Origin of the sequence: Marinobacter sp. THAF197a, assembly GCF_009363275.1 — a bacterium.
Lineage (GTDB): Bacteria > Pseudomonadota > Gammaproteobacteria > Pseudomonadales > Oleiphilaceae > Marinobacter.
In genome coordinates this window covers 2,769,074-2,781,304 of record NZ_CP045324.1, presented here as the reverse complement: position 1 = coordinate 2,781,304, position 12,231 = coordinate 2,769,074, and the positions used below count along the sequence as shown (strand labels likewise).

General features: G+C 59.3%; 11 protein-coding genes. All 11 read left to right on the top strand.

Going from position 1 to position 12,231, the window contains the following annotated elements; genetic code table 11:
- The first annotated feature begins 2 nt into the window (after positions 1 to 2).
- The 11 genes from cpaB to FIV08_RS12885 all read left to right on the top strand — a co-directional run bounded on the left by cpaB (position 3) and on the right by FIV08_RS12885 (position 12,224).
- The gene (gene cpaB, locus FIV08_RS12935) at positions 3 to 899 is read left to right on the top strand and encodes a Flp pilus assembly protein CpaB (RefSeq protein WP_152438618.1); all 897 of its coding nucleotides are present in this window, start codon (positions 3 to 5) and stop codon (positions 897 to 899) included.
- Entirely contained in the window at positions 889 to 2,088 is a 1,200-nt protein-coding gene (locus tag FIV08_RS12930) for a type II and III secretion system protein family protein (protein WP_152438617.1), read from the top strand. The genes cpaB and FIV08_RS12930 overlap by 11 nt, the downstream gene beginning before the upstream one ends.
- 13 nt (positions 2,089 to 2,101) lie before the next feature.
- Positions 2,102 to 3,277, top strand: a complete 1,176-nt coding sequence (locus FIV08_RS12925; RefSeq protein WP_152438616.1) for a response regulator receiver-like protein — start codon at positions 2,102 to 2,104, stop codon at positions 3,275 to 3,277.
- 11 nt (positions 3,278 to 3,288) lie between these two features.
- A complete protein-coding gene (locus tag FIV08_RS12920; protein ID WP_152438615.1) occupies positions 3,289 to 4,488 on the top strand; it encodes a CpaF family protein in 1,200 nt (399 codons plus the stop codon).
- On the top strand, positions 4,485 to 5,399 hold the full coding sequence (locus FIV08_RS12915) for a type II secretion system F family protein (protein ID WP_152438614.1): 915 nt from the start codon (positions 4,485 to 4,487) through the stop codon (positions 5,397 to 5,399). The genes FIV08_RS12920 and FIV08_RS12915 overlap by 4 nt, the downstream gene beginning before the upstream one ends.
- Positions 5,392 to 6,264, top strand: a complete 873-nt coding sequence (locus tag FIV08_RS12910; RefSeq protein WP_152438613.1) for a type II secretion system F family protein — start codon at positions 5,392 to 5,394, stop codon at positions 6,262 to 6,264. The genes FIV08_RS12915 and FIV08_RS12910 overlap by 8 nt, the downstream gene beginning before the upstream one ends.
- 71 nt (positions 6,265 to 6,335) lie before the next feature.
- Entirely contained in the window at positions 6,336 to 7,208 is an 873-nt protein-coding gene (locus FIV08_RS12905; protein WP_152438612.1) for a tetratricopeptide repeat protein, read from the top strand.
- Positions 7,201 to 9,060 carry a pilus assembly protein TadG-related protein gene (locus FIV08_RS12900; RefSeq protein ID WP_152438611.1) on the top strand — a complete coding sequence of 620 codons (1,860 nt, stop codon included), beginning with the start codon at positions 7,201 to 7,203 and terminating at the stop codon, positions 9,058 to 9,060. Before FIV08_RS12905 ends, FIV08_RS12900 begins: the two co-directional genes overlap by 8 nt.
- Before the next feature lie 26 nt (positions 9,061 to 9,086).
- On the top strand, positions 9,087 to 11,498 hold the full coding sequence (locus FIV08_RS12895; protein WP_152438610.1) for a SpoIIE family protein phosphatase: 2,412 nt from the start codon (positions 9,087 to 9,089) through the stop codon (positions 11,496 to 11,498).
- The gene (locus tag FIV08_RS12890) at positions 11,440 to 11,865 is read left to right on the top strand and encodes an ATP-binding protein (RefSeq protein WP_152438609.1); all 426 of its coding nucleotides are present in this window, start codon (positions 11,440 to 11,442) and stop codon (positions 11,863 to 11,865) included. The genes FIV08_RS12895 and FIV08_RS12890 overlap by 59 nt, the downstream gene beginning before the upstream one ends.
- Positions 11,856 to 12,224, top strand: coding sequence for an STAS domain-containing protein (locus tag FIV08_RS12885; RefSeq protein WP_152438608.1), 369 nt, complete (start codon positions 11,856 to 11,858; stop codon positions 12,222 to 12,224). The genes FIV08_RS12890 and FIV08_RS12885 overlap by 10 nt, the downstream gene beginning before the upstream one ends.
- Positions 12,225 to 12,231: the final 7 nt, after the last annotated feature.

Here is a 12,231-nt window from a genome sequence, read left to right as displayed (position 1 = left end):
GAATGAGGTCAAAGTTCGTATACGCAGCGCCCTCCCTGGTACTGGCACTGGCCGCTATCGGCCTTGCCCTCTACGGGCTGATGCAATCTCCGGAAGCGCCCGTAGCCACCCCGTCAGCAGACCAGGCGCCGGCCCCGGCGGCAGAGGAGAAAGAGGTAGCACCGGTTTTCCGCTATCTGGTCGCCACTGAAGACCTGGAAGCCGGCACCGTGCTCGCGCAGGAACAGTTCCAGGAGTTTGAACTGTCGGCGGCCCTGGAAGGCGCTCTCTCCCCAGATCAAGCCCCGTTTGGAACGGCTCTAAACAGACCGCTTAAAGCGGGCATGCTGCTGTCGCAATCCAGCATTGATTCGGGCACGCCGCTGCAATTGTCCCTGGCCGACGGCGCTCGCGCCATGGCTTTTGAACTGAACGCTCTGTCCAGCGTCGGTGGGCTGATCCAGCCGGGCGACCAAGTGGATATTTACGCGACCTTCAAGGGTCCTGGCGGAACCGATACCGGCACCACCCGCCTGATGCGCAATGTCGAGGTGCTGGCAGTGCGCGGTGCCCTGGAACCTGGCAGTGACGCCAGTGACGACGCCCAGCGCCGTAACCAGACCATGGTGCTGTCGGTACCGCAGGCGGATGTGGCTCGCCTGGTTCTCGCAGCTTCAGAATCACGACTGAGTTTTGTCGCCGCCAGGCCGGAGCTGAAAATGACCAGTGAACAGGCAGAGGGCGAAACCATCACTAAGCCTGAAGACGAGCAGCAAATCAGTTTGCTCACAGACATTCGCCCAAGCGCTCGAGCCAAGCCTGCGTCCGCACCGCAACCCCGGCAAGCCCCGGCCAGAAATCCCGGCCAGGAGGTCAAGATTTACGAAGGTTCCGGCACAAGGAGTGTCTATGTACGCTGATCTCTGTTCCCGCCTGAAGCCATCGGGCAGGGCGTTTGCGACTACTTTGTTAGCGGCTTTTTTTGCTGTTATTGCCGCGCCAGTGCTGGCGGAGGCCGGCCGGGTATCCGTGGCCCCGGGCGAGCAACACGTGCTCACCTTTATGAAACCGCTGGAAAAGCTCTCAGTGTCCAATCCGGATGTCGTGTCTGTCACCGCCACCGGCAAGCAGGAAGTGCTGGTGACAGCAGAAGCGCAGGGTTCCGCCATTGTCCGCGCCTGGCTGAAAGGCGAAACCAGCCCGCGGCAGACCAATTTTCAGGTGTCTGACCTTCTGGGGGCCAAAAACCCGCTGCCCATGCAGGTGCAAACCGACATTCGCGTGGTGGAAGTGAACCGCTCCGAGCTCAATACCCTTGGCGTTTATTATTCGCGACTGTTCAATGGCGGCAACAACAGCGTTACCATCGCCCCACCGGGCAGCGGTGCCACCCGGGGTTTCCCCGGCGCTTCCGCAGCCGGTGTGCCGGGCGTGGGCGCCGAGGGCTTCAACCTGTTCAGCTTCGGCTCCAGCTCCCTCAGCATCATCAATGCCCTGGAATCCGGCGGCTTTGCTTACACTCTGGCGGAACCCTCGCTGGTCAGCCTCAGTGGCCAGACTGCCACTTTCCTCTCGGGCGGTGAGTTTCCCATTCCGGTGTCGTCCCGGGACGGTGATATCCAGATTGAGTTCAAGGAATTTGGCGTCAGCCTGGCACTAACACCCACCGTGGTCAGTGAAGACCAGATCATCCTGAAAGTGGCCCCCGAAGTCAGTGAGCTCGATTTCTCATCAGGTGTCGCCACCGGTGGTGTAGCCGTGCCCGGTTTGCGCATTCGCCGCACCGAAACCATGGTCTCCATGGCTTCCGGCGAGAGCTTCATCATCAGTGGCCTGGTCAGCCGCTCCACCACCAACACCAGTGACCGCCTGCCGGGCCTGGGTAATATTCCGATTCTTGGTGCCTTTTTCCGGTCAGACCGCATCGCCTCCGAAGACAAGGAGCTGATCATGGTGGTCACCCCCAGGCTGGTTAGCCCCCAGCGAAAGCTGCCGGCGGATGTTCGCAACTTCGGTAAAGAGTATGAGTACAGCAGCACCGGCTGGCTGGACATGGTGATCAATAGTCGCAGTGCAGGCGAGCCGATTGAAAGCGGCCTGAGCTGGTAAGGGAAGGGTACCCATGAGCGAATCCATAATCTGCGTAGCCGATGATGTAGGCGCCCGCGTCTGGCTTGAGCGAGTGCTGGAATCTGAGTGGAATCTGGAATGCCTCAGCTCCACGGATCTGTCTCGGGTCAGCCGCCTGGTGCAGGCAACCGGGGCACCGGTGGTGCTGGTGGCCATCGATGAGAACGACGCCAACCGGGCCCTGAAGGTGTTTGCCGCCATTCAGAAAGCCTGCCCGAACTCACAGCTGATTGGGGTTGCCCATCGGCTGTCCCAGGGCCTGCTGCTCAGCATGATGCGTGCCGGTGCCCGGGATTGCCTGGTGACCGGCGTAGACGCCGATACCGCCCGCGATCGCATTCGGCGCATAGCCGATTCCGCCGCCCAGGCGCCGGCCTCTGTACCTAACGCAAGCCGGGGCGATATCACGCTGGTGGTCTCGGCGTCCAGCATTGTTGATACCCGCTTTTTCTGCCAGAACTTTGTGGCGGAACTGAATGAATGCCAGACTGGCAAAAGCATCCTGGCCATGGATTCCAACTCCGAGGCCAACCGCACCTTCTATTTCGACAACCTCAGCCGCCTGACCCTGGACGAACTGATCAGCCGTGGCGACAGTATCGACCGTTCGCTGGTGGAAACCGCCCTGGAGGAATACCGGGACGGCCTGCGGCTTTTGTCTGGCGATATCAGCAGTGAACTGCTTAAAGGCGACGCCGCCGCCGACCTGTACATCACCATCAGCCAACTGGCCACCCTGTTCGATCATATGGTGATCCGAGTTGACCCCGCCCACACCGGGGAATGGCTCCGAGCCATCGGTGCCAACGTTAACCGCATCATCGTGGTTACCCATCCGGTGGTTGATCAGGTACAGGCGACAGAAACATTACTGCAGGAGATCAAGGAGTGGGTTGCTCCGGAATGTTCCCGGTATATTGCGGTCGACGGATATCACAGAAGAGCCAGCCTATCGCTTTCCGACATTGAGAAAACACTCGATCAGAAATGCGACCTTGTGCTGCCGATGGAATGGCGCTTCCGCCTGGATGCCATGAATGCAGGGCTGCCAATGGCCAACATGCTGCACAAGAGCACCTACCACAGGAACATGGGGGGCTTCATACGCACCTGCTGTGCAACAGGGGAAACCCGCCGAAAATTCACCTTTAAACGCGTAGCGGTTTAAGAGGGCGGATTATGGCGACCCGTATTGACGACGATTACCAGAACCTGAAAAAGAACGTTCACACCCATATGGTGGAGCGTCTGGACGAAGAGGGTATCGAAGTTGAACGGGTAGACGCCCAGCAGCTTCACCGGTTTATCCAGTCCACGGTAGACCAGTATGTGTCCGTCAACCGCATCCCCCTGGCCATGGCCGACCAGACCATGCTGGTGCGGGAAATGGTGGACGAAGTCGTGGGCTTTGGCCCGCTGGAGCCGTTGCTGGCGGATGACCAGGTGAATGACATCCTGATCAACGGCGCCCGCAGTGTGTTCGTGGAAATTGCCGGCGTGCTGCAAAAAGTGCAGGTTCGGTTTATTGATGACGACCACGTATTGCGCATCATTCGCCGCATTCTGGCCCCCCTTGGGCGCCGTCTGGACGAAAGCAGCCCCATGGTGGATGCGCGCCTGCCGGACGGCTCCCGGGTAAACGCCATCATCCCGCCTATCGCGCTGGATGGACCGTCTATGTCCATCCGGAAGTTCTCCAGCAAACACCTGACAGCCAACCAGCTGGTTAACATGGGTTCCATGACCCGGGAGTGCCTGGACCTTCTGGCGGGTATTGTGGAATCCCGTCGCAACCTGCTGGTCAGCGGCGGTACCGGTACCGGTAAAACCACCATCCTGAACCTGCTCAGCGAATTCATTCCCAAAGACGAGCGCATCGTCACCATTGAGGATTCCGCCGAGCTGCAGCTGAACCACCCGCACATCGTGCGCCTGGAAACTCGCCCGGCCAATACTGAAGGCACCGGCCGCGTCACCGCCCGGGACCTGATCGTCAACGCCCTGCGGATGCGGCCAGACAGGGTGATTGTGGGTGAGGTTCGTTCCGGAGAAATCATTGAACTGCTGCAGGCCATGAACACCGGCCACGAAGGTTCCATGAGTACCATCCACTCCAATTCCGCCAAAGATGCGCTGATTCGTATCGAAACCCTGCTGGCGGTGAACGGCTACGATGCCGGCGAACGGGCCATTGCCCGGTTGATCGGCTCATCTCTGGATGTGGTGGTTCAGCTCACGCGCCTGCCCAACGGCCGCCGCCTGGTTAGTGAAGTGGTCGCCCTGCGCCCCACCAAAGAAGACCCCTACCGCATGGAAACCCTGTACCGCTCCAGCGAACTGGACTGGCTGGCGCCGGAAGACACCGAGGTTGCCCCGTGAATAGCCAGCTGATCTGGCTGTTGTGCCTGATGGCCGGCGTGGCTGCGGTGCTGGTGATCATGCTGCAGCTCACCCTGAGCCGCATGCTGGCCGCCGGCGAGATAAAAAAACGCACGGCGCGGCGCCTGACTCCGGAAGTGCGGGTAGAGCAGAAAGTCTCGGTAATCGATCTCGGGCCACTGCAAAACATACTGCTGCGGGCCGGCTTCCGTATGTCTGGCACCAGGTTCATGCTGATGGTGGCGGTGATTCTGGCCATCCTGTTAGCGGTACTGATGTTGCGAGGGCCGGTGGAAGCCCTGGTGGCGGTGTTTTTTGTGGTCACAGTGTCTATCACCACTTGGCGGGTAAAATTCGAGCGCCAGCGTCGGCAGATCTTCGAGGAATTGCCGGGCATTCTCGATGGCATGCTGCGTTCGATTTCCGTTGGCCGCTCCGTGGAACAAAGCATCGTCAACGCCTTCAGCGATGCCTCCCCGGTGTTTGATCCCATGGTGTTCCGGCTTAAAAACGCCGTCAGCCAGGGCCGGGATTACACACTGGTACTGGACGCCTTTGCCAGCTTCTACCAGATTCCTGCCTTTACCCAGATCGCCATTGCTTTAAGAACCTCCTCCCGCTTTGGTTCTTCGGTTAAACCGGTGCTGTTTGAAGTGGCCAAGGCCATTCGCTCCCAGCAGGAACTGCGCCGGGAATTCATGGCCGCCACGGCGGAAACTCGGTTCACGGCCATCGTCTTCGCCATCATGCCCCCGGGCCTGGCGGTGTACATGGTGGTGCTGAACGAACAGTTTTCCGAGAAACTGTTGCACTCGGAGGTGGGCCACACCCTGTTAATGGTGTCCGGCGGCCTGCAACTGTTGGGCATAGTGATGATCTGGAATCTGATCAGGGGGGTGGGCCGTGGCTAATCTTGCCCTGATTCTGGCCGCCGTGCTGGCGGTGTTGGCAGTGATTGCCGGTGTTTACGGGGCACCGCGCTGGGCCCTCAAAGCCCGAGTAAGCGCCCGTTTGCGTCGCCAGCAAATCGCCATGGACACCGGCCAGGCCGAGTCCCCCTACAGCGAATTTCTGATGTGGCTGGTAGACAGAAAACTCTTCGCATCGGATTTCCGGGAACTGGAACCGGCTCTGGACGCCACCGGCAAAACGCCCCTCCAGGCCCGCCAACATTATCTGTTCTGGTGTTGGCTGGTGCCATTTGGCGTTGCCTTTGCCGCCTTCTGGTGGTTGGATTTCGTGATGGCTGCGTTGGTGCTGCTGGCAGCCTTCTACTTGCCCAGGCGCTTTGCCCGCAGCGCCGGTGAAGACGCCGAAAAACTGCAAAATCGCGAAGCCATCGAACTCTGCCACATGACCCGAATGCTACTGGAAGCCGGCCTCAGCCCAGAGCGCTCCCTGAAGCTAATCTCCCATCAGGCCCGGGATCTCATGCCACGGCTCATTCACCGCATTGACCGGTTCAACCGCGTCATGGAAAGCGGGGCAGACCGCACCGCCGCCCTGGACGAACTGGGCCGAAACCGAAACCTCACCGTGCTGCGCCATTACGTGGCCCTGATGAAACAGTCCGGCACCCTGGGCTCCAAGGTGGCCGGCGGGCTGGACCAGATAGTGGAAGAAGCCCAGCACGAAGAACGCAGCAAACTTAAAGAAGAAACCAACAAGATTGGCGCCCGAATGACCATCATTATGATGATCTTCATGCTGCCGTCTCTGTTCATGTTAATCGGCGGGCCGGCGGTACTGTCGATACTTGATGCATTCCAGCGATAGCGCACAACCGTGACAACAAAAGGTGAACTCTGACCATGCGGGTAGTAAACACATCAGGCAAATGGCAAGGAATGGCAGCGAAGCTGGGCGGCATAGGCTTGGGCCTGGCGCTGGCGGGTTGTTCCTCCATGGCCACCACGGGCACAGGCAGCACCGGCCCAGCCAAAACGAGCGGTGCGCTGGATAACGGGGTTTACCTGATCAACTGCTCCGAGGTGGCGCAGCCAGAGCACCGGGTAGAGCTGGACGCCATCGATGCCGCCATGGAAGACCGCCAATACTATGCCGCACTGGCCAGGCTTGAAGGGCTGTCGTTCGACACCCAGGCCCATTGGCTGCGCTGGGCTCAGCTACTGGGGCAGGTAGACCGGCTGGGTTATTCCGAGGAAGTGTTCCGGGCCATCGTGGACGAATGCAATTCCTACCAGGCACTGCATGGCCTGGGTGTGGTACAGGTGAAAAAAGACAACACCCTTGAAGCGATCGATTTGCTGACCAGGGCCAAATCCCAGGCACCGGCCAATGCCGACATTCGTAACGATCTGGGCTACGCCCTGATGCGCGCTGGCCGCTACGACCGCGCTGCGTTTGAACTGCGCACCGCCTACGAGCTGTCGCGGGGCAGGCCATCTACCCGGCAGAACCTGATTGCCGCCTATTACCTGAACGGTGGCGATGCGGCGATCAAGCAGTTGCAGCAGCAGATCGGCCTGACAGAAGAACACATTGCCGCAGGCAAACGTCAGGCGAGCCAATTGGCCGGCCTCTCTTTTGAGCAACAATCGGACTCAACGGTTTCCCGGATTCTGGAAGCCCAATCTGAACAGCCTGCCAGGGGCGGTGAGCTGAGCGAACCGGTCATTATCCAGACCCTGGAAAGGCTGAAAGAATCCTTCCAGCAACCGATACCGCAACGCATAGGTGAGTCTACCCGCGATGAATAAGAGTCGGCAGCAGGGCGTACTGATTTTTGCAACACCGTTGCTACTGGCATTGGTGTTCATCTTCGTGACCCTGCTGATCGACGGCTCCCGACTGCTGATGATGCAGTCTCAAATGCAGTCTATTGTGAACTCCGCCGCCACCGCAGCGGCTGATGAAGCCCAGGCCTGTGGCGGTACAGACGCTACCTGGGCTTCTATGCAGCAACGCGCCCTGCTGGCGGCCGAAGCAGCAGGCTTTGACGGCGAGGCGAGCGATCTGGAAATCCTCCCCGGTGTGTTGCGCCCCGGTGAAACCGCCACCAGTCCCATGCGGTTCGCCAGCCGCAACCCAGGCACGGAAATGGCCCAGACCAACGCCACGCTGGTACGCTATACCCGCACCGAGCCTGTTTCTTTCCTGCTGCCACAGAAGCTGTTCCCGCCCATCACCATTTCCGCCGATGCCGTTGCCCGCAAAGAGGTCTACGCCACCCTGAGTGCTGCCGGCTCAACCGCCACAGTGGAAGATGGTCTGCTGGGTATGTTGATTGGCAGCGTGCTGGGTATGCCCGGTTATAGTCTGGATGCAACGGCACTGAACAGCCTTGAGAATACCCTGATTGGCCTCGGGGATCTGCTGGCCGCTCTTGGTGTGGACGATCTGACCGATCTGGTCGACGAGCCGCTGCTGGATGTTCTGGACGCAGTGGTAACGCTTGCCGGTGGCACCGCGACCCCGGCTGGCCGGGTGGTGGACGACCTGGCGGGCGCCGTTGGCCTTGGCGGCCTGAACGCGTCTGCAATCTTTGAAGTATTGGCAGAGCCCCCACCTCCGCGGCAGACCACCGTTCCGGCCTACGATTTCGTGGTCAGCCTGGTGATGAACAGCGTTCGCGCTTCAAATCAGGCGGGAAATGGTTTGCTGTCACTGGACCTGGATACCTCCGATTCAGCGTTGCTGAACAGCCTTGTTGGTTCCGAAAGTCTGCTGGCTGATCTGGACGTATCGCTGGGTTTATGGGTGGATGAACCGCCGAAAATTGTCATCGGGCCGGCCCGGCAAGATAGTAACGGACAATGGATGACCCGGGTAGCGGCAGCGGATATTGCCCTGGATGCACGAATTGCGGTGGATTTGAGTTCATCGTTGGTTAATACCGTGACCTACTGGCTCAACCTGATGTCGCTGGGTTCGCTGGATGTAAAACTTCTGGGCGGCGGCGAGGACGCCATCCAGATCCCACTCGCCGTGCGCGTTGGCGGTGGCGAAGCGGTGTTCGAGGGCGCGGAGTGCGCCAAGGGTACCAGCAACGCCACCAGCTTTGACTTCCGAATGCAGGGTGGGGTGGCGAACGCCGAATCCGGGGCGATAGACCCGGTAACCCAGCAATTTGTGCCAGAGCCCATCTATGCCCCCATACTGGATGTAGAAGCCAAGTTTCTTGGCCTTGTAACGGTAGTGGATATGGATGTCTGCCTGAGCGCAGAAGCGGATGTAGATATCGGTTCCAGCGCGTCTTATGAAAGCCTGGAAACCTATAACCTGTATTGCCCGGGAGGTGTTTGCGAAACCGCTGGCTTATCGTCCACTGGCGGTATCGATAACGTCGACGTGGCGGTAAATAACCTCTCATTGCTCAACTGTGCCGGTTCTGCTTCCAGTGGCGAACAGGACATTCTTGATGAGCTGAGCGATGCTCTTCTGACCCCGTTTACCAACCTGCTCTCGACCGTTCTTGAAGGCGTTGTCACCAGTCTGGTGTCACCATTGCTCTCTGCCCTGGGCGCAGACCTCGGCGGCATGCAACTGCGGGTATTGGGGGCTGAACAAACTGGCTCGCAATTGGTAGAGAATGTAGTCTTTGACGAATAAACCTGTGCAACCAAAGAGCTGTAAAGATGTTTGACGGGACAGCGTTGCCGGAAAGATTACTGCAACCAGAGCTGCTGCTGGTTGTTGTGCTGGCCGTTGCGCTTGGTGCCGTCGCGTTGTGGCACCAACACGCCCGAAAGCAAAGCAGACAGCGGGAGCAGGCGCTGGCCCGGGCGAACGACGACGCCCAGCGCCGCCTGCGGTCGTCGATGTCAGACACCCGGGCCATGCTGGACCAGGGCTCAGCCGCCATCCTGGTGTTTGATCGCATCACACTTACCCTGTTGTTTGCCAACCGCCAGGCCCTCGATCTGTTTGGCTGTGATTCTGTCGAGGAGCTTTCAGACACCGTGCTAATGCGCCCGGATGCCTGGCAGCCCAGCCCCTACTCGCTGCTCGATTTTGAAAGCTGGATAAGCCAGCTCAAGGCCTCCGGGTTTCTGCGCCGGGAGTGGCTGTTCAGTACCGCTGCCCGCCAGAATATCTGGATGGACTGCTACATCAGCAATACCGTCTTCGAAGGCCGCCCGGCGCGCACCCTCAGCGCCAACAACATTCACGCCTACAAAATGAACCAGGCAGCGGACAAACTCCGCAATGGCATTCTCACGGGCATCAACAGCAGTGCGCCCATGGAAAACCTGGCCGACAGCCTGTGCAAGCTGGCTGAGATTCGCCTGCAAGACACCCGCTGCCTGATCACCCGGTACGACCAGCAGCGGGACTCGCTCACACCGCTGGGCAAGGGGGGCTTAGCCAAGGACTTCCGGGAACAGTTACCCGTTATACCCGCCCGTTACGGCGGCACCTCCATCGGTACCGCCGCCTACACCCGCCACCGAACCCTGTGTGAGTCGGTTGTGGACGACCACCGCTGGCAGGGTTACACCCGTGTGGTGGCAGACCTCGGCCTGCTGGCGTCCTGGTCTGAGCCCATTGTCAGCCAGCGGGACGAATTGCTGGGCGTTGTCACCGTATTCAGCCATCACCCCCGCAATCCGGATGAACAGCAACTGGAAGACCTGGCCTCCATTGTCTCGCTCACCGGCCTGGCCATTGAACGAAAACAGTGGCAAAAAGCGATGGAGGCGGCCGCCGCCAGTGAGCGGTTTATCCGGCAGCTTGGGGTTGATCTGGTCAACCTGCCCAGTGGCGACGAGTTTGAGCCAAAGCTTCGGTACCTGATGCACCGCATTGTCAGCCACTACGAACTCGGTGCCCTGGCATTGTGGGAGCGCTCCGGAGATGACGAAACCTTCGCCTGCCTGGCCACGATTCATCACAACACCCCAGACACCAGCCGCGTTGATAACACCAGCGCCACCATTCAGCCCATCGCTGGAAAGGTGGTGGCCAACATGCTGGCCGACACCGCGGCAGAATACATCACCCCCCAGGATGCCATTTACGATCGCATCCGGTTAGGCGTGGAACCCAAACCCATACTGCTCACAGCGCTGAACGACGAACAGGGCGAGGACAGCTTTATCGGTTTCCTGACGGTTCAGTCCCGCTACATGTATATCGCCCAGGCCACCATCGACCACCTGCAGGTGATTGGCTCCATGGTACGCACGGTGTTGTTGAACCGTCACCTGGTGCATTCCCTGGCCAGCGACATGGAAAACGAACAGCGGGAGCGCAAGAAACTGGAAGTTGAACTGTCGGTGGCCCGCTCCATCCAGATGTCCATGGTGCCAGGGGCCGGGCATTTCCGGGAGACTTACCGCAACTGGACCATCGAAGCCTGGCTGCAACCGGCCCGAGCCGTTGGCGGTGACCTGTACGAACTGATTCGCCTGCCCAGCGGCAAGCTGCTGATTGCCGTGGGCGATGTCTCAGACAAAGGTGCGCCGGCGGCGCTGTTCATGGCCAGAACCGTCAGCCTGCTCAACTACCTGGCCCGCTCGCTGGATGGTGATCTGGCCGCCATTGCCCGGGCCCTGAACAACGAACTGTGCCGCTCCAACGACGCCTGTATGTTCGTGACCATGATCATGGGCGTGCTGGAGCTTGGCTCAGGTGAAATCCAATGGCTCAATGCTGGCCATAACGAGCCCATGTTTGTAGACGGCAAAACCAGCCCGAAACTGTGGCCAGGGAACCCTGCCACGCCTTTCGGCGTGTATGAAGACGTGGACTACGACGTAGAGAGTGCCAGCATCCGGCCAGACCAGAGCATTACCCTGTACAGCGATGGCGTAACCGAAGCGTTTGACAGGGAAGGGCAGGAGTTCGGCGAAGAGCGGTTACTGAACCTGGGCTACCGGGCGTTCAACCAGCCCGAGGGGCTGCTCGGCTACATGCGTGAACAGCTGCTATCCTTTGCCAGTGGTGCACCACAATCCGACGACATAACCTTATTGACGATACAACACCATGGCACTATCCATCCAGTCCACAGAGACGATAGCAAGCATCCTGCAAAAAGTTCGTGATCGCTACGGCGAGCATTGCCTGGATAACGACAGGGTGAGTGACTGCTACACCATCATTGACGAGTTTCATGCCAACATCAAAGAGCATGTCGCTACAAAAATTGACAGCTGTCAGTGGTTTCTTGAGATAGTGTGTAATGATGGCAAGGTAAAACTGGAATTTGAATACGCTGGCCCGGGGTTTGACCCAACGCAATCGAGCCCCCCTGGCGAGCAGCCCGTGGAGGCCCGCCCCATCGGTGGTTTGGGGCTGGCCATCATGTCGCAACTGAGCGACGAGATGAACTATCGCTACGAGAATGGCACCAATAAGCTCACGGTAGCACTCGACACCACATTGCCCAGGGAAGACGATCCATGCCTTTGACCATTATCGAACAGTACAACTCTGATGAGGCGTTGAGCTTTGAGCTGCAAGGCTCGCTGGACAGCGATACCGCACCGCAGCTGGACGAACGCCTGGCTGAAGCCATCACCCCAACCACCCGGCTGGTGGCCTTCAACATGGCCGGTGTCAGCTTTATCAGCTCCGCCGGTTTGCGGGTCATCTTCAAGACCCTGAAATTGATGAAAGCCCGAAAGGGGCAGGTAAGTGTCAGCCAGATGAGCAAAGGGGTGAAAAAGGTGTTCGAAATCGTCAAAATCATGCCCGACCTCACCGTGTTTGGTGATCAGGCTGAGATGGACGAGTACCTGGAAGCTATTCAACGGCGCGAAGAGTTGTAACACAAGG